At 69.1% G+C, this 26,133-nt stretch carries 21 protein-coding genes; 6 read left to right on the forward strand and 15 right to left on the reverse strand.

Going from position 1 to position 26,133, the window contains the following annotated elements; genetic code table 11:
- The first annotated feature begins 19 nt into the window (after nucleotides 1-19).
- The gene (locus ACH34W_RS26795) at nucleotides 20-1,258 is read left to right on the forward strand and encodes a glycosyltransferase (RefSeq protein ID WP_395963845.1); all 1,239 of its coding nucleotides are present in this window, start codon (nucleotides 20-22) and stop codon (nucleotides 1,256-1,258) included.
- Here the strand turns inward: ACH34W_RS26795 and ACH34W_RS26800 are convergent.
- From ACH34W_RS26800 to ACH34W_RS26815, 4 genes are all read right to left on the reverse strand, one after another.
- Nucleotides 1,255-2,283 (reverse strand): alpha/beta hydrolase, encoded by a 1,029-nt coding sequence (locus ACH34W_RS26800; RefSeq protein ID WP_395963846.1) that lies wholly within the window; start codon nucleotides 2,281-2,283, stop codon nucleotides 1,255-1,257. The two genes, ACH34W_RS26795 and ACH34W_RS26800, sit on opposite strands and share 4 nt — an antisense overlap.
- Complete coding sequence (locus ACH34W_RS26805) at nucleotides 2,273-5,071, reverse strand: MMPL family transporter (RefSeq protein ID WP_395963847.1); 2,799 nt, start codon at nucleotides 5,069-5,071, stop codon at nucleotides 2,273-2,275. Before ACH34W_RS26805 ends, ACH34W_RS26800 begins: the two co-directional genes overlap by 11 nt.
- Before the next feature lie 83 nt (nucleotides 5,072-5,154).
- Nucleotides 5,155-7,035, reverse strand: coding sequence for a fatty acyl-AMP ligase (locus ACH34W_RS26810; RefSeq protein WP_395963848.1), 1,881 nt, complete (start codon nucleotides 7,033-7,035; stop codon nucleotides 5,155-5,157).
- A gap of 361 nt (nucleotides 7,036-7,396) precedes the next feature.
- Complete coding sequence (locus tag ACH34W_RS26815; RefSeq protein WP_395963849.1) at nucleotides 7,397-7,666, reverse strand: hypothetical protein; 270 nt, start codon at nucleotides 7,664-7,666, stop codon at nucleotides 7,397-7,399.
- A gap of 1,419 nt (nucleotides 7,667-9,085) precedes the next feature.
- On the opposite strand from ACH34W_RS26815, the gene ACH34W_RS26820 reads away from it, so the two are divergent.
- Nucleotides 9,086-9,835 carry an IclR family transcriptional regulator gene (locus tag ACH34W_RS26820; RefSeq protein WP_395963850.1) on the forward strand — a complete coding sequence of 250 codons (750 nt, stop codon included), beginning with the start codon at nucleotides 9,086-9,088 and terminating at the stop codon, nucleotides 9,833-9,835.
- A gap of 140 nt (nucleotides 9,836-9,975) precedes the next feature.
- Here ACH34W_RS26820 and ACH34W_RS26825 read toward each other — a convergent pair whose 3' ends face one another.
- Entirely contained in the window at nucleotides 9,976-10,338 is a 363-nt protein-coding gene (locus tag ACH34W_RS26825) for a YkvA family protein (protein ID WP_395963851.1), read from the reverse strand.
- A gap of 208 nt (nucleotides 10,339-10,546) precedes the next feature.
- Here ACH34W_RS26825 and ACH34W_RS26830 point away from each other — a divergent pair, with 208 nt between their 5' ends.
- On the forward strand, nucleotides 10,547-10,906 hold the full coding sequence (locus ACH34W_RS26830; protein WP_395963852.1) for a nuclear transport factor 2 family protein: 360 nt from the start codon (nucleotides 10,547-10,549) through the stop codon (nucleotides 10,904-10,906).
- A gap of 176 nt (nucleotides 10,907-11,082) precedes the next feature.
- On the forward strand, nucleotides 11,083-12,093 hold the full coding sequence (locus ACH34W_RS26835) for an alpha/beta hydrolase family protein (protein WP_395963853.1): 1,011 nt from the start codon (nucleotides 11,083-11,085) through the stop codon (nucleotides 12,091-12,093).
- A gap of 134 nt (nucleotides 12,094-12,227) precedes the next feature.
- On the opposite strand, the gene ACH34W_RS26840 is transcribed toward ACH34W_RS26835, so the two are convergent.
- The 3 genes from ACH34W_RS26840 to ACH34W_RS26850 form a co-directional block, all read right to left on the reverse strand.
- Entirely contained in the window at nucleotides 12,228-12,824 is a 597-nt protein-coding gene (locus ACH34W_RS26840) for a septal ring lytic transglycosylase RlpA family protein (RefSeq protein ID WP_395963854.1), read from the reverse strand.
- Between the two features lie 528 nt (nucleotides 12,825-13,352).
- Entirely contained in the window at nucleotides 13,353-14,606 is a 1,254-nt protein-coding gene (locus ACH34W_RS26845) for a hypothetical protein (protein ID WP_395963855.1), read from the reverse strand.
- Between the two features lie 378 nt (nucleotides 14,607-14,984).
- Nucleotides 14,985-16,094, reverse strand: coding sequence for a ferritin-like domain-containing protein (locus ACH34W_RS26850; RefSeq protein WP_395963856.1), 1,110 nt, complete (start codon nucleotides 16,092-16,094; stop codon nucleotides 14,985-14,987).
- Between the two features lie 144 nt (nucleotides 16,095-16,238).
- Between ACH34W_RS26850 and ACH34W_RS26855 the strand changes: the two genes are divergently transcribed.
- Nucleotides 16,239-17,243: an alpha/beta hydrolase family esterase gene (locus ACH34W_RS26855; protein ID WP_395963857.1), complete on the forward strand. Its 1,005-nt coding sequence runs from the start codon at nucleotides 16,239-16,241 to the stop codon at nucleotides 17,241-17,243.
- Nucleotides 17,244-17,259: 16 nt separating this feature from the next.
- Here ACH34W_RS26855 and ACH34W_RS26860 read toward each other — a convergent pair whose 3' ends face one another.
- A complete protein-coding gene (locus ACH34W_RS26860; RefSeq protein ID WP_395963858.1) occupies nucleotides 17,260-17,859 on the reverse strand; it encodes a hypothetical protein in 600 nt (199 codons plus the stop codon).
- Nucleotides 17,860-17,921: 62 nt separating this feature from the next.
- A complete protein-coding gene (locus tag ACH34W_RS26865; protein ID WP_395963859.1) occupies nucleotides 17,922-18,545 on the reverse strand; it encodes a TetR family transcriptional regulator in 624 nt (207 codons plus the stop codon).
- Between the two features lie 206 nt (nucleotides 18,546-18,751).
- Between ACH34W_RS26865 and ACH34W_RS26870 the strand changes: the two genes are divergently transcribed.
- Nucleotides 18,752-20,077 carry a GH1 family beta-glucosidase gene (locus tag ACH34W_RS26870; protein WP_395963860.1) on the forward strand — a complete coding sequence of 442 codons (1,326 nt, stop codon included), beginning with the start codon at nucleotides 18,752-18,754 and terminating at the stop codon, nucleotides 20,075-20,077.
- 91 nt (nucleotides 20,078-20,168) lie between these two features.
- Here the strand turns inward: ACH34W_RS26870 and ACH34W_RS26875 are convergent, their stop codons facing one another.
- From ACH34W_RS26875 to ACH34W_RS26895, 5 genes are all read right to left on the reverse strand, one after another.
- Entirely contained in the window at nucleotides 20,169-21,122 is a 954-nt protein-coding gene (locus ACH34W_RS26875) for an LCP family protein (RefSeq protein WP_395963861.1), read from the reverse strand.
- Between the two features lie 425 nt (nucleotides 21,123-21,547).
- The gene (locus ACH34W_RS26880) at nucleotides 21,548-23,347 is read right to left on the reverse strand and encodes an SDR family oxidoreductase (RefSeq protein ID WP_395963862.1); all 1,800 of its coding nucleotides are present in this window, start codon (nucleotides 23,345-23,347) and stop codon (nucleotides 21,548-21,550) included.
- A gap of 133 nt (nucleotides 23,348-23,480) precedes the next feature.
- Entirely contained in the window at nucleotides 23,481-24,062 is a 582-nt protein-coding gene (locus ACH34W_RS26885) for a GyrI-like domain-containing protein (protein ID WP_395963863.1), read from the reverse strand.
- Nucleotides 24,059-24,820: a MerR family transcriptional regulator gene (locus tag ACH34W_RS26890; RefSeq protein WP_395963864.1), complete on the reverse strand. Its 762-nt coding sequence runs from the start codon at nucleotides 24,818-24,820 to the stop codon at nucleotides 24,059-24,061. Before ACH34W_RS26890 ends, ACH34W_RS26885 begins: the two co-directional genes overlap by 4 nt.
- 58 nt (nucleotides 24,821-24,878) lie before the next feature.
- Nucleotides 24,879-25,979 (reverse strand): CapA family protein, encoded by a 1,101-nt coding sequence (locus tag ACH34W_RS26895; RefSeq protein ID WP_395963865.1) that lies wholly within the window; start codon nucleotides 25,977-25,979, stop codon nucleotides 24,879-24,881.
- Between the last annotated feature and the right edge of the window lie 154 nt (nucleotides 25,980-26,133).

Genomic DNA, 26,133 nt, shown 5'->3' on the forward strand with positions numbered 1-26,133 from the left:
CAGCGTTGGGAGGGGCGTCATGGGCCGCCGTATTGTGATCTTCGCCGCCGGGTCGCGGGGGGACATTCAGCCGTGCGTGGCGCTCGGGCAGGCCTTGGCCGCTGGCGGCGACCAGGTACGGCTGGTCGCGAGCAACCGGTATGCGAGGCTCGCGTTCTCTGCTGGGCTGGAGCTCGCGCCGCTGACCGCTGATCCGGCGGAGATCCTCGAATCGGATGCCGGTCAGGAGCTGCTCGCGGGGGGACGTAACCCGGTGAAGTTCCTCGGGGGGTTCCGGCGGATTCTGGGGCCCATGGCCGAACGGCTGCTCTCGGAATGCCTGGATGCATGTAAGGACGCAGATATCGTTCTGGGGCCGACTTTGGGGTTTCTGCCCCAGCACATCGGCGAGCATCTCGGCGTTCCGTGGGCGTTCATCCACTTCCAGCCGAGCCAGCCGACCCGGGCTTTTCCGCATCCGTTCGTGCCGCAGGCGAGATTGCTCGGCGCATGGGCGAACAAGGCCAGTTTCCTGGCCGTCGACCAGATCGCGTGGCAGTTGTCGCGGCCATTCATCAACCCGTGGCGCCGAAATGAGTTGCGCCTGTCGCCGCTTTCGCTACGCGGCCCCATGCACAAAGTGCGCGATGAACGCAGGCCCGTGCTGGCCTGTTTCAGTCCTGCCGTTGTTCCGAGGCCGGCTGATTGGCCTTCGTACGTTCATGTGACCGGTTATTGGTTCCTTGAGGAGCCCGAATGGCAGCCGCCGGGTGAGCTGGCGGACTTCCTCGCGTCCGGTCCGGCACCCGTCTATGTGGGCTTCGGCAGCATGGTGCCGAAGGACTCCGAGATGACCGGCAGGATCGTCCGGACGGCGCTGCGCCTGGCGGGAGTCCGCGGCATCGTCCAAGGCGACCCGGCCACGTCGGACGACGACATCCTCGCGGTCGACGACGTGCCGCACTCGTGGCTGTTCCCGCGGATGGCGGCCGTTGTGCACCACGGTGGTGCGGGCACGACGGCGGCGGGCCTGCGGGCCGGTGTGCCGACGGTCGTCACCCCGTTCTTCGGTGACCAGCCGTTCTGGGGAGAACGCGTCGCGGCGCTGGGCGCGGGCCCGGAGCCGGTGCCCTTCTCCTCGCTCACCGTCCCCCGGCTGGCCGCCGCGATCCGGGCCGCTCGTTCCCAGGACATCGCCTCCCGGGCCGCCGACCTGGGCCTCCGGATCAAGGCCGAGAACGGTGTCGCCGAGGCGTGTGCCCTGCTGGACTCCCTCTAGCGGCGCTTGGCCCCGAGGGCCTTCATCATCAGCGGCCAGGCGGTGTGCATCTCGCGCTTCCAGTACGGCCAGCTGTGCCGGCCGTTGCCGTAGATGTGCGCGGTGACGGGCACGCGGAGTTGCCTGGCGCGCTGGACGAACTCCTTGGCCGTCGGGCCGATCGCCCGCTCGCTGATCAGGCCGATGTCCCAGGGAGCCGTGTTGGGGTTGTCGAACGGACCGGGCTTCCCGGTCGTCCCGGCCGACACGTAGAAGCGGGTCGAGCGCATGCGCGGCAGCAGCTTGATCGGGTCGTGCGCGTCCCAGTTGGCCTGGTCGAGGATCGGACGGCCCCAGATGGCGTACGGGTCGACGCCGTTGCCGCTGTTGGTGTACATCAGCAGCGCGGGGATGCCCGGCGAGCTCATGGAGAGGACCCCGCTGAAGCACGCCGCGTAGCGGAACATGCCGGGAGCCCTGCCGGGGTAGGTGCACGCGCCCTGAGCTCCGGAGGAGATGCCCATCGCAGCCCGCGAACCACCCGCGTGGTAGTTGCGTTCGACCAGCTGGCGCACCTCGCGGAGGTGGAAGTCCTCCCACTTCGGGCGGCCGCCCTTGCCGTAGTTGTACCAGTTGGTGTACGAGCCGTTCGCACCCTCAGGCATGACGACCATGACGCCCCACTTGCGGGACAGCTTCTGGATGTCGGTGCTCCGGGTCCACGACTTCCAGTTGTCACGACCGCCGTGGTAGGCGTAGACGGTCGGCCAGCTCTGCCGGGACTTGAGCTTCCAGCCCTTGGGCAGCAGCACGCGTACGTTCTGCTTGCGCCCGAGTGACGGCGACTGCACAGTGAAGTCGAACGCGGTCTTGCCCTTGTTCAGCCACTTGTACCCAGTGATGCGAGCACCGCTGTCCGCCTTCCTGAAAGCGGCGGCCTCTGCGGGAGCGGCCACGCCCATGGGCAGAACGGTCGCACCGACGACGGCGGCCGCGGACACGGCCATCGCCTTCCGGGCGCCACGGCGACGTGACTCAGTAGGCATCGTTGTCCTCCACTGTCCTCCAGCGCCACCCCGAACCACCTGGATTGGGAACTATCTCACGTCTGGTGCGGGTGGTGCGCATGGGTCTTGGTTGTGGCTGCCCGTTCGCCCACGGAGTCCAAGGGGTCTGCGGATCGGTGGCGGAGGGCGGCATGGATGGGTCCGCCGAGGTCGGCGGGTAGGTCGGGATCCCCGGCGCGCTGCCGGGGCCCTCAGAGCTTGAGGAGAATTGTTGCGAGACCGTGTTCGGCGGGGCCGCGCGCTGGAACGTGATGTTCGGTAGAGCGGCCTCTTGGTAGTCAGCGAACGCAGGTGAGGCCGATGCTCCGTTCGAGCGGGGCGGCGGCGGACCCGGAGCCGGAGCAGGCGCAGGAGCCGGGGTGTGCGCAGGAGTTGGGGCATGCGCAGGAGCCGGGGCGGGCTGTTCCCAGCGCATCGCGTACGGGTACGGCTGCTCGTCGGGGAGACGCGGCGGCGCGACGTTGACTGCGGCGCCCGGCAGTTCGTCGCGTTCGCGAAGGTCCATCTTGGCGTGCAGGCCGGCCAGCGCGGGGGGGAGCCACCAGTTGGCCCCGCCCATGAACCGCATTGTGGCCGGAACGAGCAGCGACCGCACCAGTGCGGCGTCCACGACCACCGCCACGAACATGCCGACGCCGATGAGCTTCACGACCGTGAGGCCCGCCATGCTGAACGCGCCGATCACGATGAGGAAGAGCAGCGCGGCGCTGGTGATGATCCCGCCCGTCTGCTGCATGCCGACCGCGACCGCGGCTCGGTTGTCGTGCGTCTTGTCCCACTCCTCGCGGATCCGGCTGAGCAGGAAGACCTCGTAGTCCATCGACAACCCGAACACGACCGCCAGAATGAGGATCATGCTGGTGGCCTCGACGCTGCCGGTGGGGGTGAAGTCCAGCAGCCCGGCGAGATGCCCGTACTGGAAACCCCACACGATCACGCCGAACGAGGCGCCGATGGACAGCACGTTCATGACGATCGCCTTCAGCGGCAGCACGACCGAGCCGAAGAACATGAACAGCAGCAGGAACGTGGTGAGGCAGACGAGCGCGGCCATCTTCGGCAGGCTGCGCATCAGGGCGTCCATGAGATCCATCTGCGCGGCGGTGCTCCCGCCGATGTCGATGTGCATGGGGAAGCCGTTCTTGGACAGGGTCATCGCCCGCATCTCGGTGACGAGATCCAGCGCCCGCTGGTCCAGCGGTTCGTACTTGTGCGTGACGGAGATCCGCACGCCGCCGTACGAGCCGGAGTAACCGGTGAACTTGGCCTGCGTCACGCCCTGCATCTCACTGAGCCGCGTGCGGAACTCCTCCAGGTAGGGCGGGATGTTGTCGCCGCTGCGCACCGGCTTCCAGTCGCGCGGGATGAGGTCGCCGGACACGACGACGTCGATCGGCTCGGCGGACCCGTTCGGGAACTCCCCCTTGACGAGCTCCACGACGGCGCGGGTCGGGCTGTCCTTGGGCAGCACACGCGCGTCCACACTGCCGAACTGGACGTTCAGGAACGGCCCGAAGAGCACGGCAAGGATGACCAGCGTCACCGCGAAGTAGGGCAGCGGGCGCTTCATGACGCTGTGCCCAAGGCGGTACCAGAACCCGCTGTCGGGATCACGCCGGGCGCGCTTGGACGTGTGGCGGCGCCAAGGCATCCGCCCGGCCTCCACACGCGTGCCCAGCAGCGCCAGCAAGGTAGGAAGCAGCACGACCGCGCCGAAGACCGCGACGAGGACGGTCGCGATCCCCGCCAGGCCGATCGTCCGCAGGAACATCTGCGGGAAGACCAGCAGGCCGCCCAGCGCGGCCGACACGGTGATGCCGGAGACCGCGATGGTGCGCCCGGCGGTGGCCATGGTGCGGGCCAGCGCCGCCTGCTGCACGGGTCGCAGCGCCCGGCGGTACGCCTTCTTCTCCGCCTTGCGCTGCCGCCGGTCGGGGGCACGTTTCCAGGGCTTCCCGGGTTCGATGCCACTCGCCCGCATGCCGCGTTCCAGTTCCTCCCGGAAGCGGCTCACGATGAACAACGAATAGTCGATCGCAAGACCGACGCCCATCATCGTGACGACCTCGAGCGCCATGGACGTCACGTCCGTGACGTACGTGACGACGTGCAGCACGGCGAGGCCGCCCACGATCGAGAACAGCGCCACGATCAGCGGCAGCACCGAGGCGGTGAGCGCGCCGAACACCACGACGAGCAGGATCAGCAGGATGGGCATCGAGATGATCTCGGCCTTGACGATGTCGCTGACGACCTGCTCACCGAACTCGATGTTGAGCGGGACCGCGCCGCCGAGCTGCGTCGTCAGGCCGGGCGCCTGGAGCCGCTCCTTGATGTCCTCGTAGTGGAGGCCCTTCTCCGCGTCGGTCCCGGCCAGCTTCAACGCGACGAAGGTGCGCCGTTTGTCGTGCGAGGCGAACGGCGCCGCGTCCTTGGCGTCGAACGACCAGTACGAGATGATCTCGGCGACCTTGTCCTTCGGCAGCCGCGACACGGTGGTGACGACGCTGGCCATGTAGCGCGGGTCGTCCACCGTCGTGGTGTCGCTGCTGTAGACCACCAGGACGTCGGGGTTGGTGCTGCCGAAGTACGTGGCGCCGAGCTTGGCGACGAGGGTCGAGGAGGCCTTCGGGTCCTCGAAGCCGCCCTGCTTGAACTTGGCGAAGACACCGAGGCCCCAGCCACCGGCCAGGACCGTCATGATCAGGATCAGGACGAGACTGGTCCAGCGTCGTCGATGAATGAGACGCCCCAGCCCGGCGAGCATGATCCTCCTGTGGTTCTTCGGCCTTGGTCAGTCCGGCGCCGACCGCGCCCGGCTTTGCTTACCTCTGCTTGCGTGGCTTACCTCTATTTGCGTCCTGCCAGCCGGGCCTCCGTGGTCGGCAGTTCCCCGGCCTCGAACCGCTGGCGGGTCGCCGACCGGGCGATCTTCCCGCTGGAGGTACGGGCGACCGCGCCCGGTTCGACCATCACGAACTCGTGCACGCTCATCTCGTGCTCGACGTTGATGGCACCGCGCACCGCGCTCTCGACCTCGGCCAGGTCGAGGCGGGCCAGCGGCACCCGCCGGTTGCGCTCGGCGACCACGACGAGGAGCTCGGTCTCCTCGCCCTGGACGGCGAACGCGGCGACATGGTCGTGGCGGACGGCCGGGTGCGCCTCCTGTGTGGTGACCTCGATGTCCTGCGGGTAGTGATTGCGCCCGTCGACGATGATCAGGTCCTTGATGCGGCCGGTGACGTACAGCTCGCCCTCGTGGATCACGCCGTAGTCACCGGTCTTCATCCACGGGCCGGCGGGCAGCTCGCCCGGCTCGGCCAGCTCGCCGCCGAACGTGTCCTGGCTGCGCTCGGAGTTGCGCCAGTAACCGGGGGCGGTGTTGGGGCCGTGCACCCAGATCTCGCCGACCCTGCCGTCGGGCCGCTCGATCCGCGTCTCGGGGTCGACGATCGCCACCAGCTGCCCGACCGCGCGGCCGCACGAGACCAGCGTGCTGATCCCCTCAGCACCGCCATCCGCCTCAGCGCTGCCGTCCGCACCGCCGCCTGCACCCGCGCCGCCGTCTGCCTCAGCGCCGCCGTCCGCACCGGGGTCACCGTCGCGCAGGCGCAGCTCGCCCTGGGTCAGCGCCGCCCGGTCCACCTTGATCATCTTCGGTGGCGTGTCGTCTCCGGCGGCGGTGACGAAGACGGTGGCCTCCGCCAGCCCGTAGCCCGGCACCTGTGCGCCCGGACGCAGCCCGGCGGGCGCGAAGGTCTCGGCGAACGTCCTCAACGTCGAGGTCCGGATCGGCTCGGCACCGTTCAGGCAGGCCGTCAGCCCGGTGAGGTCCAGCTTGGCGATCCTCTCCGGCGTCGCCATGGACGCGACGTACTCGTAGGCGAAGTTCGGCCCGGCCGTGTAGACGTTCTTGTTGGGGCGCTCGGCGATCAGCTCCAGCCAGCGCACCGGGTTCATGATGAACGACACCGGGTCGGTGTAGATCGCGTGGTCGCCGTTCACCAGCGGCATGGCCATCGTCGCGATGAGGCCCATGTCATGGAAGAGCGGCAGCCAGCTGACCAGCTCGGGGTTCGGCTTCTCCGGCGCCCACCCGGCCCACAGCTGCGCCGCGTTCGCCGTCACGTTGCCGTGCGTGATCTCAACGCCGGCGGGACGGCGGGTGGAGCCCGAGGTGTACTGGAGGTACGCGAGGTCGTCGAAGCCGATCGGCTCGTTCTGCCACCGGTCGGCGAGCGCCTCGTCGACCTCCTCCGCGAAGATGATCTCCCTGGGCTTCGGCACGTCCTGGTCGGCCAGGAACTTCTCGACGTGCGGCAGAGCGTTCCGCGAGGTGACGATGACCGCCGGCTCGGAGTCCCGGTAGGCCCCGATCAGCCGGTCCGCGTGCCCGGGCAGGTCCGGCGAGAAGAGCGGCACCGCGACGACGTGCGAGTAGAGCGCGCCGAGCATCGTCATCATGTATTCGAGGGTCTGCGGCAGCAGCAGCGCGGCCCGTTCACCCGGCTCGGCGGACTGCCGCAACCGAACCGCCATCGCCCGCGCGCGCCGGTGGGCCTCCGCCCAGCTCAGCGTGACCTTGGCCCCAGCCGGGTTGACGGAGTAGTCCACGAACGTGAAGGCCGGCGCCTCCGGCTTCTCCGCTGCCCACTGGGCGACGCGCTCGATCAGCGGCGTACGGCCGGCGCCTCCGGGCTGGAGTTCGGGAAGCAGAGAACCCAATGCCATAGATCCATCTCCCGGTGGAAGGGGCCTCGCGGCGCCGGCGTGGGGGTGGGGCGCGGTCGGCGGACGTGAGCGCGATGGCCGGACGACGGTCGGCGCCCCCCGGCACACGGAATGATCGTGCAGCGTGAAGCTACCGGATGGTAAGCATGAGGTGCTTTAGCTCGCGAACACATAAGAGTGGGCTGATTTTGTCACGGCGGTGACAAGCGTCGAAAGCCGCTTGACGTGACGCGGCCAGCCTAGTGATGTGACCACCGATTTGGCGCGGTAAGACCGGCATTCGCGCCTTTTGCTCAAAGCAACGATTTGCTACAGGCAGTGGCCAATCACAGGCAGCAGCCGGTTACAGGCAGCAGCCCCGCTACGGGCGGCGGCGGGCGGAACCGGGGCGCCGAGCCTCGAGGCGACGACGCAGGACGCCTAGGCACGCGACCCCCCACAGCAGCGCGACCTCGCCAACGAGCACGAGCCCGAGGATGACTGCCCAGGAAGCGCCCTCGTCCTCCTCCGACGCGCTCGGCGAGATCAAGGTCATCTGATTGGCGTCCGGCCTGGCGAGGGTGCTCGGCGTGGGCGGCGGAGCCATCGTGGGCAGAGCAGCCGACGGGGACGGCACCGCCTGCGTGGGCACCGGGGAGTTGATAGGCGGCAGGACCGAAGGGGTCGGCAGGACCGAAGGCGTAGGCACGCCCGGCTGAGGTGTCGTCTTCACGCCGGGAGTCCGCTGCGCCGGAGGCCGGGGCACCGGTGGCGCCGGGTACATCGACGCGGCAGGCGGCCTCAACGTGGTGGACGGCTTCGACGTGGTGGACGGCCTCGGCTTGGACGTCGGCGGAGTGGTCTGCGGAGTGGGCGGCATCGCCCTGGGCACCCGCGGAGTGATAGGCGGTTCAGGCTTGCTCGTGGCGGGGCGTCGAGACGGCTTAGGGCTAGGCGCGGCAGTTTTCCGTGGCGTACTGGGATTCGCGCCGGGCGTCCGCGTAGGGGCTGGCCTCGCCGTCGCGCCGGGGGTCCGCGTAGGGGCTGGCCTCTCCGTCGCGCCAGGCGTCCGCGTGGGGACTGGCCTTGCCGTCTCGCCGGGCTCCCTGGACGGGCTGTGCCTGTCGGTGCTGGTCGGCTTCTGGCTCGGCCCGCTGGACGGATCCGGAGTGTCCGAGGGATGCCCCGGAGGGGCCGAGGGATCCCTCGGACTCTCCGAGGGACGCTCCGGGGAAGGCTCCGGACCCTCCGGAGAACGCTGCGGACCCTCCGGAGAACGCTGCGGACCCTCCGGAGAACGCTGCGGACCCTCCGGAGAACGCTGCGGACCCTCCGGAGAACGCTGCGGACCCTCCGGAGAACGCTGCGGACCCTCCGGGGAACGCTGCGGACCCTCCGGGGGATGTTCCGGACCCTCTGGTGCCGTCGGCAGTTGAACGGCGAGCGTTGACTCTCGCGTGACATTGGCAGCGGACGCGACCGCCACGATGCGAGGCGCCCGCATGGTCCGCATCGCCACCGAAGTCCGCACGCCAACTTGAAGCTTCCGGAATCCGTCGACGTCGCCGAGCGAGCACCACAGCCGGTGCCCCGCTTGGCGGGCCACGCACTCCGCCGGGTGCGCCTCCCAGACCAGCGGTCGCTGCGCGATGAGCTTCAACGTGGCCCTGTGGGCGACTCCCCCACTCGTCCGCACCTCCACGTCGTACATGCGGAGCAGATCGGTGCCGGTTGCCGGGCCGGCGGGCGTCAGTACGGTCGTCATCCGCACGTCAGAGGCCCGGGAGGACGAAGAAAGAAGGATGACTGGCGGTAGGGTGAGCGCGCCGCAGATGGCGACCGCACCCCATCGCCGGAGCCTCCACACGGCTCGGTCCCTCGCAGGCACCCGTTCCCCCTTTGTCACGCTCTTCGTCGGGGGGACGACGCCGTTCGGCACCGGACCTAGAGAGTATTGCCACGTCAGCACCAGCGTTAACGTCAATCATCCAGGCTTTGTGACCACCCTGCTTTCGCTAAGCGAAATCATTTCTCCGTACAATCAAGGGCTCGCGGAGAGAGGAGACCCCCAGTGGCGGAGGCCGTACGGTCGCTGGAACGTGCCTTTGAGCTGCTGGAGCACCTGGCAGACGCCGGAGGCGAGATGGCCCTTTCCGAATTGACGGAGGCCTCGGGCCTGCCGATGCCGACGATCTACCGTCTGATGCGCACGCTGGTAAACCACGGATACATACGGCAGGAGCCGTCCAAGCGCTACGCCCTCGGGCCGCGACTGATCCGCCTCGGCGAGGGAGCGAGCCGCCTCCTGGGTGTATGGGCCCGCCCGACGCTGGCCCAGCTCGTGGACGCCATTGGTGAGACCGCCAATATGGCCGTGCTTGAAGGCGATGAGGCGGTGTACGTCGCGCAGGTGCCGTCCCGCCACTCCATGCGGATGTTCACCGAAGTGGGGCGGCGGGTCCAGCCGCACTGCACCGGTGTCGGCAAGGCCCTCCTGGCCCAGCTCCCCGAGCCGAAGGTCCGCGACATCCTCGCCCGTACGGGCATGGCCGCGCAGACCTCCCACACCTTCACCGACCCGGACGCCCTGGTCGACGAGCTGGCCCGCATCCGAGCCCAGGGTTACGCGCTCGACGACGAGGAGCAGGAGATCGGCGTCCGCTGCGTCGCCGTCGCCCTGCCCGGCGCCCCTACCCTGACCGCCATCTCGGTCTCCGGCCCGTCCGCCCGCATGACCGCCGAAACCGTCACCGAGATCGTCCCCGTCATGCAGGACGCAGCCGCCCGCTTCACCGCCGACCTGAAACCCGCCGCCTCCTGACAACAACGGCTATGCCGGCCTGGCCCTGACAACAACGGCTACGCCGGCCTGGCCCTGACAGTCCGGCCGCACGTGAACGGGGCGGCGCCGGATCCTCCGGTCACCGCCCCGCATGCGCAATCGCTCTCGTGGCCTGGCGGTTAGTCGATGACTTCGCCTACGACGACGTTGGGGCGGCCACCGCGCTCCCAGGTGACGAAGTCGCCCGCGGACTTGATCAGGAGCGCGGCCAGCCACAGGGCCACGCCGGTGTCGTCGGCGATACCGACGACCGGCAGGACCTCGGGGATCGCGTCGATCGGCGAGATGATGTAGATCAGGCCCAGTGCCAGCAGGCCGAGCGTCCCGTACGACATGCCCTTGTAGTCGCCGCCCAGCACCGACTTGATCATTCGCGGCACCGCACGGATGCGCTGGAACAGGCCCGGGGCTTCGGGCTGGAGCGTCTCGCTGTAAATCTGCCAGGCCTGTCCGGCCGCTGCCGCACCGCGCTTCTTGTTCACAGGCACTCCTACATCACACGAACAAGGGCGCGCCCCCGCGGCGCCCACGACTAACTACGACGCGCGATACGCCCGGGTTGTTCCCTTGGTCAAGCATGATCCGGATCACCCTTCGCCCTGACCGGAGGCGGTCAGGCAGCGGCGGCACGACGATGATCGCGAGTAGCGTGCGCATCCCTTTTGCCCGGGTAATCCCCTTGGAGCTGAGATGCAGCCACGCAGCCTTGAGGCCATCGTCCGGAGCTACTACGAGCATGTGGACTGCGGGCAACTGGAGGCACTCCTGGCGCTCTTCCACGACGACATCCAGTACGAGCGGCAGGGCACCCCCACCATCGTCGGCCTTCCCGCCTTGCGGACCTTCTACGAGTCCGGCCGCGTCATCGAGGCCGGCGTCCACCAGCTCGACCAGGTGCTGCCCGGCGACACCTGCGTGGCCGTCCGCGGCAGGTTCGAGGGGCGCCTCCGTGACGGGCAGGAAGTGCGGCTGCGCTTCACCGACTGGCACCACTTCCAGGACGGCAAGATCATCCGCCGCGAGACGCTCTTCCCCGGGCGTACGGTCTGACGCTTGGTTACCAGTGGTAAGGATTCCCTCACGTACCCATACCAAAGGCGGTGATTTGGGCGCGTTTCCCGGCGCCTGCTGGAAACATGGCTTTCGAGACCCGAGAACGTGCAGGAGAGCGCCGCTCCTGACTGGCGTGGTCTCCCCAGCGTCGAGCACGGGGAGCTGACACAGGCATGACCGGCGAGCATCCAAACCATCCCGACACCAGCCGAATCATCTCCGGTACCACGGCCGGCACCGCGTATCTCGCATTGCCTCCGACGGCCGTCGACGCCCGGCCGGCGGGCCCCACCCGGCTCCTCATCGCCTGGCCCGGCTTCGATCCACCCCGCACCTCCGCGGCGTTCGCCGCAGCCGTGCCGCTGACCGGCGTGCCGACCTGGCGCATCTACCTGGACCTGCCGACCGCGAACGGCGATCCGCCTCACGCGCTCTCCTCGGGCGACCTGTTGGAAGACGCGGGCATCGAGCGGTACGCCGCGATCGTCGAGCAGGCGGCCACACGACTCCCGGCCGTGCTGGCGGGGCTCCGGCGCGACCTCGGGGTCGCCGACGGCCCGATCGGACTGGCGGGATTCTCAGTCGGTGGTGCCGCGGCGCTACTGACACTGGCTAGGGGCCTCGTGCCCGTCAGCACCGCGGCGGTCGTCATGCCCATGATCGCCCCGGCCCGCGCCGTACGGTTCCTCGAAAAGCGGGCCGGTCGCGAACGAGCCTGGTCCAGCCGCGTCCGCGACGTTGCCGACAGGCTCGACCTCGGCACCCTCGCCGGGGACATCGCCGGCCACGGTGCCCCGCTGCTGCTCATCGGCGGCGCCAAGGACCGCCTGGTCCCGCCCGGTGAGATCACCGCGCTGCGCGACCTGCTGAGGCAGCACGGCGCCGAGGCGGCCGAGTCGGCGACGTTCCGGATGGGCCATCAACTGACGGCCGAGCCCGGCACCGATCCGCTGCCGCCCACCACCGAGGCGGTACGGGTGGACGGCGCGCTCTCCGACTGGTTCCGCGAACGGCTCGCCACGGTGGGCCGGCAGCCGCCCGCCCAGACGGTCGCTCACCCGCCCCACGAAGCTGCTCGCCCGTCCCACGAACCAGCCGGGCACCGGCCCGCACAGGGACCGGTGCCCCTCCACCTCGAAGGCTCCAAGCTGGAGGCCGCCAGCGGTATCGGCCGCCGCGCCTGATACGGCACCCAGACTCGGCCGGCGACGACAGGCGTCACCGGCCACGGCAGATCTCACCGAGCGCGGCAGTCTCACCGGGCGCGGCAAACTGACGCGGCAAACTGACGCGACAGCTGGTCAGCGGAGAGCAATCCTCAGCGGCGGGCGAGGACCTGGTAGCGGACCGGGATGACGCCCGATCCGGTGCCGCCGACCTCGGCCATCGCGGCCTTGGAGAGGTCGAGGCAACGGCCGCCCACGTACGGCCCGCGGTCGTTGATGCGGACGACCACCGCCTTGCCGTTGTTCTTGTTGGTCACGCGGACCTTCGAATCCATCGGCAGGGTCTTGTGCGCAGCGGTGAGCTCGCTGGGGTCAAACCGCTCACCGCTGGCCGTCGGCTGGCTCTCCCAGTAGTACGAGGCCTCACAGGAGCCCGACCCGATCACCTTGAACGGCGACTTCCTGGCCTTGGGCTTCGCCGACGGCTTGACGGCCTTGGGCTTCGGCGTGGGGGCCGCCTCCCGGGCGCCGCCTCGGCTGGTGCGGCCGGGGGTCTCCCGCGGCGGGTCCGCCTGTGGGGCGAACGAGGGGGGTGTCGCCGGGGCGGCCTGGGTGGATCTTGGTGTTCCGCCGCTGGTACTGGCCAGAGCGGCCCAGCTTCCTGTTGCGAGGACCGCCACGGCGACGCCGAAGGCGATCAGGAGGGTACGAAAACGGGTCTTGGGGCGATGTTTTCCACGGCTACCCACAGAGGAGTCCTTTGGTCGGGGACAGGACCCCGGACGCCCGGCGTGTCAACTCACCGCCGTTGCTCGCGGCCGTTCAGGCGCCTTGGCCGACGGATGCTGTCGGCCGGCCCGAATTCATCGCCGCCCGCGGCACGGCCCGCCGGGGGAAACGACCCCGTGAGCTCCCGCCGCTGTGCGCTCTAGAGGCGCTCCGCGTCATCGCGGTACTGGCGTCCGGCAGGTGCGGCCCCCGCTGGTCTCATAGCTCTCGTCTCAGGGCCCGCACACAAGTCCCAGACCGTATGTCGAGGATTTCGATCCTTTGACAAATCTTGGCCCTTTTGTGGGGTTTATCACCCCTAATTTGGCCCTATGAAGTGGATCAAACACTCTGGGTAGAGAAAATTCAAGATCGCCTTTACCTGGCGATGAAACGCCGATCTCGGCGCGATAACGGCAATCCGGCGAACATTCCCTGCCAACGCGAACGGGGCGTCCCGAAGTGCCGGCGAGCACCTCGGACGCCCCGTTCGCGCGCCGGACGGGCGGTCAGTCGGTCTCCGGCTCGACCGGTCCGTCCCCTGTGTTGACCGGCCCCTGGGGCTCGTTCTTGGAGAACTTCGTCGGCTGCGCGGGACCGTCCGGCAGCTCGCTGGTCGGCAGGATGCGGTCCAGACCCGGCAGGCCCCCGAACAGGCCAGCCAGAGGGCCCTGGTTGGGCGCGGGCACAGGTGCGGGCGCCGGCGGCTCATCGGTGGCCCCGGCCACCCGGTCCTGGCTGCCGGCCGCGCGACCGGGAGCCTGACCGGGCGCGCCGCTCTTCGAGCCGCCGGTCAGCAAGCCGCCGGTCTGCGAGGCGCCGGTCTGCGAGCCGCTGGTCTTGCCCGTCTTGGTGCTCGTCTCGACCGGCTGGCGCAGCAGGTTGCCGAGACCCGCGATGACCGGGGCTCGCTGCGGCAAGGCACTCGTGGTGTTCGTGACGGCGCCGAGCAGCCTCGTGACCGTGTCGATCTTCCCATCGTGCGCTCGCTGCCGCTGAGCGATCGGCAGGCCGCTCGTCACGCTACCGATGGGCAGGTCATTGGAGATGCTGCCGAGCGGCCGGTCGCCGGTGACCGTGTCGAGCGGCACACCATGGGTGATGCCATCGACGTCCAGGTCCTTGGCGACCTTGGTGACCTTGGCGACCTCGGTGACCTGGGTGGCGATGTCCTTCGCCTGCAGGCAGTCGCCGCCGCTGGAGCCAGGGCGGAGGCCGCCGGCCCCGGGGGCTCTGTCCACGTTCACCCCGAAGCTCGTCATGCCGCCCAGCGGGTCCCGGACCTGCTTGTTCAGCGCGACGACCGTGCCGGGATCGGTGGACGCGACACGGAAGGCCGCCGGCGGCGCGGCGGGGACCTTGGACACCAGAGAGCCGGCTGCCGTCCGGAGCGAGCCCGCAGGGCCCTGCTTCACGACGCCGGTGGCGCCGTGGACCGGGCCATTGGCGGCCTGGGTGCACTCGGCGGCGGCGCCTCCCAGGGCCATGTCGCCGCTTGCGGTCTTGAGGGTCTCGTTGCCGAGCCCGGCGACCACGCTCTGCGAGCCGCCCTGGGCGCGCCGGGCGTTCACGGAGCCCCGTTCCTTGACCCGGTTGGCCCCGGGCGCGCTGTCCAGGCGGACGGAGCCGAGCCCGGTCACCGGGTCGAGGATGGGTGCCGCCTCCGGCGGCGTCACCTTCGTGACGGCACCCTTGAGCAGACCCGCGACCGGGCTCTCGTTCGCGTGCGCCGGAACGGACCCGACACCCACCACCACAGCCACTGGAGCGAGGACGGAGGCCCTCACCAGACTTCTGGCAGTTCGATTCATTTTCCCCCCCGGGGGTTCGACGTTTGACCCTGCACGTGCGTGCGCGACGGAACCCGGTGATCCTCATTGGTCCCGGCATTCCGCCGCACCGTCGAGCGGGGACGTTAGTACACGCACAGTGGCCGCACAGCGAATTCCCGAATGAATTGAAGTAGGCGTTAAAAGATCTACGGAAATGGATCGGAGCCATTCAAATGCACAGACATAGTCCGACATTCACCCCCACCCATGACGACCACTTTGATCGGCACTGGCACCGCAATTGCGTAGAGACAAAGCGAGGGCGCCCCGAATGGACTCCGGGACGCCCTCGCTTTTTACCTGATGCTGCTATGCCGGAGTGCCGCCCATGACGATCGCCTCGTCGACCTCCTGCTTGCGAGCGGCGAGCTCCTGCGCGTGCCGCTCCTCGTCGACCTGCTCGGCGATCTCCTCGTCCTGGCGCATCAGCGCCTCCAGGTCGGCCTTGGCGTTATCGAGCACGCCCATGTCCGCGTAGGCCGCCTGCACCTTGTCACCCCAGAGCCCGACATCCTTCACGCACGGAACGATCCGGCTGAAGAGCAGAGACTGGTAGAGCGTCTGCATTTCGGAGTTGTCGACGTATTCCATGCACTTGTCGACGGGCATGTCGAGCTGCTCGAAGATCTCGCGGCCCTTGAAGCGGTCGCGCATCAGATAGCAGCCCTCGACGACGAACTCCTCGCGTTCCGCACGCTCCTTCTCGGTGAGCTCGGCGTAGTAGTCCTTGAGCGCCAGCCGGCCGAACGCGACGTGCCGCGCCTCGTCCTGCATGACGTACGCGAGCAGCTGCTTGACCAGGGGGTTGGTCGACAGGTCCCGGTAGAGCCCGAACGCCGCGAGGGCCAGGCCCTCGATGAGGACCTGCATGCCGAGGTAGGGCAGATCCCAGCGAGAGTCCTCCAGCGACTCCGCGAGGAGCTTCGCGAGGTCCTGGTTGATCGGGTAGTACATGCCGATCTTCTCGTGCACGAACTTCGAGTACAGCTCGACGTGCCGCGCCTCGTCCATGGTCTGGGTGGCGGCGTAGAACTTGGAGTCCAGATCCGGCACCGACTGGACGATCCGTGCGGAGACGTTCAGGGCACCCTGCTCACCGTGCAGGAACTGGCTGAACAGCCACGCGCCCTGATGACGCCCGAATTCGTCGCGTTCCTTCTGCGTCATCCGGTCCCAGATCTCCGACCCGAAGAGCGGGTTGAAGTGCTCTGGCAGCCCGGCGACGTTGTCGGGATCCACCTCGATGTCCCAGTCGATGCGCTTCTGCGCGTCCCACTGCTTGTCCTTGCCCTTCTGGTACAGGCTCAGCAGCCGGTCGCGGCCGTCGTCGTACTCCCAGGTGAAGCGGGCGTCCCCCGCCATCGGCACATTCCAGGTCTCCTGCGGCACCGGGGTGACGTAGCGGTCGTAGGAACTCACGTGTGAACCTCCTGCGGGGCGCGCCGTGGGCCTCCTCTTTGATCGAACCCACCGCTTTACATACCTTCGTAACATGTAAAGCGACCGCCCACCAGACCCGAAAGTCCCAGGGGTTCGCTCCGACCGGCCGCATAGCATCGAGCGATGCGACGGTCGATTCTCGCCCTGCTCGTGCTCGGGGGCGCTCTCCTGACCGGATGCTCGGATTCCACCGAGCCCTCGTCCCCCGCCCAATCCTCGTCCCCCGCCCAATCCTCGTCCTCCGCCCAGCCGCGCACCCACGTTCCGGCTGCGCGTTCGAGTGCTGTGCCGAGCGCGGGATGCGGCCGCCAGGCCACCACGGGACGGCACACGCACGGCGGCCGGTCCTACCTGCTGACGCTGCCCAAGTCGGACGTGCGGACGCCGGTGCCGCTGGTCGTCGATCTGCACGGGTTGCGCTCGACGGGCTTCGAGCAGGCCGTCTACAGCCGGATGGCGATGGTCGGGTCGGCGCGCGGGTTCGCGGTCGTCCAGCCGGAGGGGGCCGACGGCAGGACGGGCTGGAAGCTGCCCGGGATGGCGAACGGCTCGGCGGACATCGCCTACGTCGGATCGTTGCTCGACCATCTCGAACGAACGTTGTGCGTCGACAAGCGGCGGGAGTTCGCGACCGGCTTCTCCAACGGCGCCGGGCTTTCGGCCGCGCTGGTCTGCGGCCTGAACGGAAGGCTGGCGGGCGTGGCCCCCGTGGCCGGGCTCAACCTCGCCCGCCCGTGCCCGCAGGCCCGCCCCACCACGATCGTGGCCTTCCACGGGACGGCCGACCTGGTCATCCCGTACCGCGGCGGCAGCCCGTTCGGCGGTGACCGCACGCAGATCCCCGCCTGGATGAACCCCATCGACGGCGTCTTCGCCCTGCCGCCCGTGACGGCCCTCGCCGGCCAATGGGCCCGGACGTTCGGCTGCACCGGCACCACCCGCGACACACCGGCGAACGAGATCAAGCGGGTGAGCCACACCGGCTGCCAGAACGGCACCCGCCTGGACCTCTACACGATCACCGGCGGAGGGCACACCTGGCCGGGCGCCCTCCCGATCGGGATCGGCAAGACCACAGACCAGATCGACGCCACCAAACTGATCCTCGACACCTTCTCGGCCCTCTGAGGCGAGGGGGTTGGGCCTACCGGGACTGGAGGGCGTCCAGGGCCACGGCCTGGGCCAGGACCAGGCGGCGGTCGAGGTTGGGGTCCTTGATGTCCACCACATAGCGGTCGCGCAGGCCGAACTTCTTCTCCACGGAGAAGACCAGCTGCTCACCCGCGTAGAAGTCGAAGTGGTACGGCCAGGCGAAGGGAATGTTGTTCGCGAACGGGATGAACTCCCAGACCCGCCGGAGGATCGCCACGTTCTTGTTGCGCTCGCTCCCCGTGGCCACGCCAAGGCCGGGCTGCTCCAGATGCCAGGTCGACTTCAGGAGTGACTTCGCGAAGTCCTTGCGGAAGTTGCCGATCGGCTGCCCGCCGGGGTCGGTGACGTCGTAGGTCGCGCCCACGTCGATGACGCTGCGGGCCTTGAAGCCGAGGATCGGCCGCGACTTGGAGTCGTCGGAGTACAGGGTCACCTGCTCCTTGAAGGCCAGCCGCTTCTGCTGGGCGAACGCGACCATCTCGCCCTCGGAGCCGTCCGGCGCTTCGGCGCGGACCTCATACTGGTTGACCATCATCCGCACACGCTGGCGTACCAGGAAGCGGCTCTGCATCTGGAGCTTCTCGAGATCCATGGGAGGCGTCCTGTTCTATTGTGCGTCGGGAGGAGTGTGGCGAGTGTGCCACATCTATCCGATCAGGTCTCCTCTATGTAACCCGCCAGATATCCGTGGATCAGGCGCTCCGCCTCGGCGAGGATCTCGGGGTCGCCGTCGGGGTTGCGGCGGAAGGCCATCTTGAAGACGGCGTCGGCGGTCTCGACGGAGATGGCCAGGGCGAGGGCCAGCTGGGGGGTGTCGGTGACCGCGAAGTTCTCCACGATCATCTTGCGGAGCCGGTCGGCCACCACGGCGTTGTTGTCGGCGGCGGAGTCGAGCAGGTTGATGTCGGCCACATCGCCGAAGCGCAGCACCCGGAAACCGGGCACCTTGCGATGCATGTCCACGTAGATGTCGATGATCACGCCGACGGTGTCGGACCAGTTCGAGAAGGCCCCCTCCGCCAGTTGCCTGGAGACCCGCTGCCCGAAGAGCTCCAGATTGCGCAGCGCCAGCGCCTGGGCGACCGCCCGCTTGTCCGGGAAGAACTGGTAGACCGACCCGATCGCGACCTCCGCGCGCTGCGCGATCCGCGTCGTGGTGAGCCCGTCGTAGCCGTCCTCATCGAGGATCTCCGCGCAGGCGTCGAGCATGCGCTGGACTCGTTCGGCGCTGCGACGCTGGGCGGGGCGGCGGCGCAGTGGGGTCCGGATATCCGTCACCGTCCCATTGTCGCGCGTGGCGGCGGGCTACGGGACCGGCACCTTGCGTAGGTACACCGCGATGCCATCCCACAGCCCCCACCCAGCCACCCTTTCAACGGACAAGCTGCGCTTGACGGCTACCTAACTTCCCTGGACAACCCCTAAAATGCGAGAGTTATTCGCGTTCAAGGGGTCATTCGCGTTCGGGTGGGGAGAGAGATCAGATGGGCTTTCCAGCGGGCTTCCAGTGGGGCGTCGCGACCGCCGCGTACCAAATCGAAGGGGCCGTCGATGAGGACGGCCGCGGACCCTCGACCTGGGACACCTTCGCACACACCCCCGGCCGGGTGAAGGACGGCCACAACGGCGACGTCGCCTGCGACCACTACCACCGCTGGCCCGAGGACCTGGAGCTGATGGCCGGTCTCGGCATCGACTCCTACCGCTTCTCCGTCGCCTGGCCGCGCGTCCAGCCGGCTGGCAGCGGCGCCGTGAACACCAAGGGCCTGGACTTCTACGAGCGCCTGGTCGACGGCCTGCTGGAACGGGGCATCTCCCCTGCCGCCACGCTCTACCACTGGGACCTGCCGCAGCCGCTGGAGGACGCCGGTGGCTGGATGAGCCGTGACACGGCCTACCGGTTCGCCGAGTACGCCTACATCGTGGCCGAACGGCTCGGCGACCGCGTCGACAAGTGGATCACGCTGAACGAGCCGGTCGTGGTCATGGCCTACGGCTATGCCTTCGGCGTGTACGCGCCGGGCCAGGCGTTGATGCTGGACGCGCTCCCCACCGCGCACCACCAGCTGCTGGGCCACGGGCTCGCGGTCAACGCGCTGCGCGGCCGCGGCGTGCGCCAAGTCGGGATCACCAACCACTACTCGCCCGCCTGGCCCGCCGATCCGGCGAACGCCGCCGACCAGGCCGCCGCCGCCGCGTTCGATGCCCTCATGAACGGGCTCTTCACCGATCCCGTCCTGCGCGGGACGTATCCCGATCTCGTCGCCCCGGACCTGGCGGGCGTCGTCAAGGACGAGGACCTGCGGGTCATCTCGGTGCCGATCGACTTCCTCGGCGTGAACTACTACCAGCCGACCCGCCTGGCCGCCCCGCCGCAGGACGGCCCGCTGCCGTTCGAGATGACCGAGATCGAGGGCTATCCGGCCACCGGCATGGGCTGGCCGATCGTGCCCGCCACGCTCGGCGACCTGCTCCGAGGCCTCCGGGAGGGGTACGGGGACGTGTTGCCGCCGATCTACATCACCGAGAACGGCTGCTCGTTCCCCGATGAGATCGCGCCCGACGGCACCGTGGACGACACCGCCCGGATCGAGTTCCTGGACGCCCACATCAAGGCGGTGGGCGACGCCGTCGACGACGGCGTGGACGTTCGCGGCTATTACACCTGGTCGCTCATGGACAACTTCGAGTGGGCCGAGGGCTACGGCCCGCGCTTCGGCCTCGTTCATGTCGACTACGAGACCCTCAAGCGCACACCGAAGCGCTCGTACGCCTGGTACCGGGATCTGATCCGTTCACTCCGGACTTGAGGCACGACGTGCCGGGCCATCGGGCGGGGGCCGGTGGCCCGGTTCGCCGCGCCTCAAGTCATGGTCACTCCACGCTCGCGAAGAATCCCGCTCACTGCAGGCTTGCGAAGAGCCGCTGCGCGGCGGGCTGAGACCACTGGACGCGGTTCGGGTCACCGGGGTACGGCTCGACCGGCACGGTGACGAACTTCATCGTGGCGGGGTCGCCGGTGCTGCGTGCCAGGTCGTACATCGAGCGCAGGCCCAGATCCGGGTCGGTGGTGATCGACTTGGTCGCGGCCCGCAGGAACGAGTAGAGCCTGGCCGGGTTGGCCAGCTCCGCCTTCGCCTTCGTGGCCATGGCGCCCATGAGCTGCTGCTGACGCTTGATCCGGGAGAGGTCGGACCCGTCGCCCACGGTGTAGCGGGCGCGGGCGTAGGCGAGGGCCTGCTCGCCGTCCAGGTGCTGCCTGCCCGCGGCCAGCCTGAGCTTGGCCTTGGGGTCGTTGATGGCCCTCGGGACAGTGAGGTCCACCCCGCCGAGGGCGTCGACCATGCTCTTGAACCCGCTGAAGTCGATCTCCATGACGTGATCGACGCGTACCCCGGTGGTGGCCTCGACGGTCTTCCACGCACAGGTCAGCCCGGCATTGTTGAACGCCGTGTTGATCATCCCGGTCTGCGCCCTGAGGGTCGTGCCGTTCGCGGTCTGGCATGACGGGATCCGCACCACCGAGTCCCGCGGCAGGCTGATCGCCCGCACATTCTGGCCGCTCGCCGGCACATGGAAAAGGATCATGGTGTCGGTGCGGGCGCCGTCCTCCCTCCCGTACTGCGAGTTGGCCCCCGCGCGGCTGTCCGAGCCGACGACGAGGATGTTCTCGGCCTTGGTGCGCTTGGGCGGCCGGTCGCCCAGATCGTCGGCGCTCACATGCCGGATGTTGCCGTCCAGCCCGGTGTACGCGGCGTACGCGCCGACCGTCATCAGGCCCAGCAACACGGCCGCGATGCCCATCGACCAGCGCATACGGTTGGACGGGCCCCGCGGAGCCCGGTGCCTGCTCATTGTGTCCTACCTCCGGAAACCAATTGGTCCAGGTTGTCCCACTCCGAGGTACGCGCCAGACCCTCGTAGAGGCTCACCCGGGCCCGTGGGCAGGCGTCCGCCACGTGCTGGACATCGGTCGGCTCGTCTGCACGCAGACGGCGTCATGGCTCAGGGGACTCGGATCAAGGCCGCGAGGGAAGATCACCTCGCGGCCATCGACACCGTCATGGACGCGGGCCTGGATGTCCGCGCCGGGACCGCCGGCCGGTCGACGAGGATGCTCCCGATAGAACCTCGGCGCCGGTGACGAGCACCTTGCGTGCCTTCAAGCCGTTCAACGGTCCTGTCCCGCGATCAGTTCCAAGGTCCGCAACAGGCATCCAAGGTCCACACGAACATCCAAGGTCCACACGAATACGCGCCGGGCCCGGCGGGGGGCTCGGTCATACGCCTTTGATCTCCTGGCCGGTCCCGTCTTCCGGCTGCTGTCGTTCGAGGCGCTGCTGGGTCCGTTCGCCCACGCGGCGTCCGAGGCGCGCCATGGCGCGTCCGGCGCCTGGTGAGAAGCGGTAGAGCACCCGGCTGGCCTGCGCTTCGGCCGCCACAGGGACCACGGCACGGTTGTGCTGAACGGCCCGCATGATGGCCTCGGCGACCCGTTCCGGCGGGTAGCCGCGGCGTTCGAACATCTGTACCGCCTGCTCGCGCAGCTGCTCGGCGACCGCGGGGTCCATGCCGACGAACTGCACATGGCGGGTGATCGGGGTGTTGATGAGGCCGGGGCAGACCGCGGTCACGCCGATCCCGTCCGGCTCAAGCTCCACCCGGAGGCACTCGCTCAGCTGGAGCACGGCCGCCTTGGTGGTCGCGTAGGCGGGCAGGGCGGAGCTGGGCGCAAACGCCGCCATCGACGCCATGTTGACCAGGTGACCGCCTTCGCCGCGCTCGGCCATCTGCCGTCCGAACAACCGGCAGCCCCGGTACACGCCGTCCAGGTTGACCGAGCGGATGCGGTTCCACGCCTCCTCGTCGGTGTCCAGCAGCGCTCCGCTGATCCCGATGCCCGCGTTGTTGACGACCACGTCCGGCACGCCGAACGTGGCGCGCACGTAGTCGGCGAACCGCTCCATCCCGTCGGCGTCGGCCACGTCCACCCGGTAGACGTGGGCCTCACCGCCCTTCGCAGCGATCTCATCCGCCGTGTGCTTGGCCGCGCCCTCATCGATGTCGGCCGCCACGACCCTGGCCCCCGCACCCGCGAAGGCCACCGCCGTGGCACGGCCGATCCCGCTGCCCGCGCCGGTGACCACGACGAGCTGGCCGCCGAAGTCCTTGCCCGGCTCGCCCGCCGCCCGAGCTCGCAGGAGATCCTGGGTCTCCGGCCCGCCCTCGACGTGGTCGACGAACTCGGTGATCCACCGGGCCACCACGTCCGGATGGCTGCGCGCCACCCAGTGCCCGGCCGGCACGCGCCGCACGTACAACCGGCTGGCCCTGCCGCGCGCCGACAACAGCAGGCTCTGGACGGCGTACCGGTCCTTCGTCGGCACGATCAGCTGGACCGGAAGATCCGTGCGCGCCTCGCCTTCGGGTGGGTTCTGCCGTCCCATGTTGGCCCGGTATAGGCCCAGCCCGTTGAGAGCGTCGCGATGCAGCGTGGGTGCCGGGTGGCCAGGTCGTGGTTCGGCGCCCTCCATCGCGCGCATCCCGCGTTCGAACACGAGCGGGATGGCCCGCGCGAGCAGTTCACCTGCCCGCGGGGCCATCAGCAGCGGCATGTACACGCTGCGCCGTGCCTGTCCCAGGACCTCCAGGACGCCGCGCGGGCCCGTCCGCGCCGTGTCCCGCGCCCACCGCCCGACATGCTGCCGCGCCGGGCCCGAGATCGAGGTGAACGAGGCGATCCGGCCGGCGAGGCGATCACCGGTCACCGCCTCCCAGCCCTGGATCGAGCCCCAGTCGTGGCCGACCAGATGCACCGGCCCTTCCACACCGACCCCTTCGAGCACGGCCGCAAGATCGCCCATGAGCGTGTCCAGGCTGTAGTCGAGCGGGTTCTCGGGAGTGGTGGAGGCACCGGCCCCGCGGACGTCGTAGGCGATCACGCGGAACCGGGTCGCGAGCCGTTCGGCCACCTCGTCCCACATCGCGCTGGTGTCGGGATAACCGTGGATCAGGACCACGGCAGGTCCTTGCTCCTCGCCCCGTTCGCGTACGGCCAGCTCGACTTCGCCCGATCTCACGCGGTGATCCCGCATCCTGCACCTCCGCGGCTGAGGGTGCCCTTTGTTGCGTGAGGGTGCCCTTTGTTGCGAACGTACGCCCCTCAGGCCAGGTGTCCAAGGGCATGAATGCGGCGCACGGGCAGGTGGGCTGTCAGGCTGCGCGGACCGGATGGCGGAGAATCGTCCGCATCTTCTCCGGGTCGGTCTCCCTCACATCGGACAGGTAGATCTCGTGATGCAGGCCGTTCGCCACCAAGCCTTTGTCTTGCATGAACGCGTCCATCTCGGCAAGGCTCCGCGGCTCGTCGGCGTATGCGCCGTGGTGCGTCATCTGGACGCACTGTCCTTCGGTGAACGTGACGAGCTGTACACGTGCGGCGGCGGGCGTCTGGGGTCTCGCAACCTCCCGTGCTTGGTCGATCCAGGCCGGTTCCACGTCGGCGGGCAGGCGCAGAGCGAGATGCCACCACCACTCCGTCCGCGGCACCTCCAACGGAGGGCCCTCCTCTTCGACCCACCAGCGACCCTCCAGCAACGGCATCGGAAAGCCCCTGCCCGCATCACCCGCGATGCCCAGCAGCGGACCGGCAACCGCGTAGAGCGCCTGCACGCTGACGCCGTAGACGGCGCCGGCGGGCTCGCCTTGACCAGAGACGGACAGGACGTGCACCGGGCCGAAATCCACCAGCTCCGGCTCGTCGGCCGCCTCGTACCACTGCTCGTCGTCGTTCATGGTGTGTCCTCCAGGCGGATCATCAGCTGTGTCACCAGCCGTTCGGGGGGTGTCAGGGTGGGGGCGGTGAGATAGACCTCCCGCAGCGGCCCGGCGGGGAGGTGCCCGTGATCCCCGCACCAGGCGAGCAGGCCGTGCGCGGTCAGGGCGATCTGGTCGTACGGCCCGACATGCGTGGCCAACGCGTACGAGCCGCCTGGCAGGACCTCATCGGCGCGGCTGTCGTCACTTTCGGCCGCCACGCCGACCACGAACTCGTCCGCCAGATCCAGCGGGAAGAGCCCGATCAACGGGCCTTGCAGTGTCACCGCGGCCAGCACTCGGGCCACGCACCGCGACGTCGCCGCGCCGATGGTGGTGGGCGTCGCCGCGTCCCGTTCAACGAGGACGGTGCGAGCCGGCTCACGCACGACCGTCACTTCTGCTCGGGGGAGTCCCTCGGCCAGTACGCGTTCAAGCAGATTGAGCGCGTGACGGCGGCGGGCGAGGTCGGCTTGCATCCGGTCCCGTACCGACTCCAGGGCGCCGGTCCCAGATGACAACACCGTGCCGATGTCCGGCAACGGCACATCCAGCGACCGCAGGAGACCAATGGACAAGGCCTCCCCAGCCTGGTCCGGCCGGTAGTAGCGGTAGCCGGAGGCAGGATCAACCCATGCGGGAGCCAGCAAGCCCAGGTCGTCGTAGTGCCGCAACTGCTTGACGCTCAGACGGCACAGGCGGGCGAACCGCCCGATCGGCAGGAGATCTTCACTCACACGTCAAGCTTGGGCCCTCCCACAAGGGGAGAGTCCACCTGTCTATGGGGTGGTCTGTCTACGGGGTGGCGGTTAGGCCGGTGCAGGAGCGTAGGGAGTTCCAGCGCTTGACCTCGGTCGTCGCGGCGGCGCCACGCAAGGGGATGGGGAGGCCAGCGGAGATGCGGGCGGGCTTCCATCTTGCGGCCGAGACCTTGCCGTCCTGCAGCTTGAGCTGAAGGACACCGGAGCTGGCGGTTTGGCCTGCGGCCGAGGAGAACACGAAGTTGCCCAGGCCATAGTGCACGTACTTGCCCTTGAGGTAACCACCGCCGAGCGGGATGTGCGCGTGGCCGCCGACGACGACATCGGCACCGGCCGCGATGAGCTGCTTGGCGAGGTCCTGCTGGCGTGGCAGCGGGCACGCCTTGAGCTCCTGCCCCCAGTGCAGGTGAACGATCACGTAGTCGGAGCCTTGGCGTGCCTCTCGTACCGCCTTCACCATGCGGGGAACGTCCTTGGCCGAGGCAAGGCCGCCCTTGGCGTCGGTGGCGGTCCAGGCCGGGATCAGGTGATCGTCAAGCACCTGTGTCGCACCGACGATCGCGAGCCGGTTGCCCTTGACGGTCACCCGGTGGGCTCGGTAGGCCTCGGCGGCGTTCTTGCCGATGCCGACCGTCGGGAAGCCGGTCCTGCGGATCGCCTTGAGGGAGTCGCGCAGCCCGGAGTCCATGAAGTCCATGCCGTGGTTGTTGGCCATCGAGGTCACGTCCACCCCGGCCGCGCGCAACGCCGTGAACGCTGAGGTAGGCGCGCGGAACGTGAACTCCTTGCCGGGCGCGGACGTGCCGCCGGTCGTGATGGCGGTCTCCAGGTTGACCATGGCGAGGTCGGCGGCGCGGAGCGTCTTGGCGATGGGGCCGAGGGCCGTGGCGGGCTTGGCCAGCCGGGCGCGGAGGTTGCCCTCGAAGTGCGTGTCGCCACCGAACGCGATGATGATCGGCTGCTTGTCGGCGGCGACCGTGTTGGGGGCCGGTGACCGGCTGGCGGTGGGTGCTCCGGACTTCGTCGGGCCCGTGCCGCCCTCGGCCTCCGAGCTCCCGGAGCCACTGCTGCATGCGCCCGCTGCCAGGGCCAACACCCCGGTCACGGCGGTCACCGCCATCGCGTTCCTGCGCATCGGACCCTCGTCTCCCCTGATCGACTCGGCCAAGCATGCCATGCGGCACCGACCGCCCCAACGACCCGAGTCCGGCGCCTGCCCACCGGCGCCCCGCATTCCGGCCGCGCCCGCCTTTCCGGCACGCCTGCACCCGGCACGCCGACGCCCGGGA

This window comes from Actinomadura sp. 6N118, assembly GCF_044326415.1.
Taxonomy (GTDB): Bacteria; Actinomycetota; Actinomycetes; order Streptosporangiales; family Streptosporangiaceae; genus Spirillospora.

Coding starts and splice junctions, on each gene's coding strand:
- ACH34W_RS26795 (WP_395963845.1), top strand. CDS start 20: ATGGGCCGCCGTATTGTGATCTTCGCCGCCGGGTCGCGGGGGGACATT.
- ACH34W_RS26800 (WP_395963846.1), bottom strand. CDS start 2,283: ATGCCTACTGAGTCACGTCGCCGTGGCGCCCGGAAGGCGATGGCCGTG.
- ACH34W_RS26805 (WP_395963847.1), bottom strand. CDS start 5,071: ATGCTCGCCGGGCTGGGGCGTCTCATTCATCGACGACGCTGGACCAGT.
- ACH34W_RS26810 (WP_395963848.1), bottom strand. CDS start 7,035: ATGGCATTGGGTTCTCTGCTTCCCGAACTCCAGCCCGGAGGCGCCGGC.
- ACH34W_RS26830 (WP_395963852.1), top strand. CDS start 10,547: ATGCAGCCACGCAGCCTTGAGGCCATCGTCCGGAGCTACTACGAGCAT.
- ACH34W_RS26835 (WP_395963853.1), top strand. CDS start 11,083: ATGACCGGCGAGCATCCAAACCATCCCGACACCAGCCGAATCATCTCC.
- ACH34W_RS26855 (WP_395963857.1), top strand. CDS start 16,239: ATGCGACGGTCGATTCTCGCCCTGCTCGTGCTCGGGGGCGCTCTCCTG.
- ACH34W_RS26860 (WP_395963858.1), bottom strand. CDS start 17,859: ATGGATCTCGAGAAGCTCCAGATGCAGAGCCGCTTCCTGGTACGCCAG.
- ACH34W_RS26870 (WP_395963860.1), top strand. CDS start 18,752: ATGGGCTTTCCAGCGGGCTTCCAGTGGGGCGTCGCGACCGCCGCGTAC.
- ACH34W_RS26875 (WP_395963861.1), bottom strand. CDS start 21,122: ATGAGCAGGCACCGGGCTCCGCGGGGCCCGTCCAACCGTATGCGCTGG.
- ACH34W_RS26885 (WP_395963863.1), bottom strand. CDS start 24,062: ATGAACGACGACGAGCAGTGGTACGAGGCGGCCGACGAGCCGGAGCTG.
- ACH34W_RS26895 (WP_395963865.1), bottom strand. CDS start 25,979: ATGCGCAGGAACGCGATGGCGGTGACCGCCGTGACCGGGGTGTTGGCC.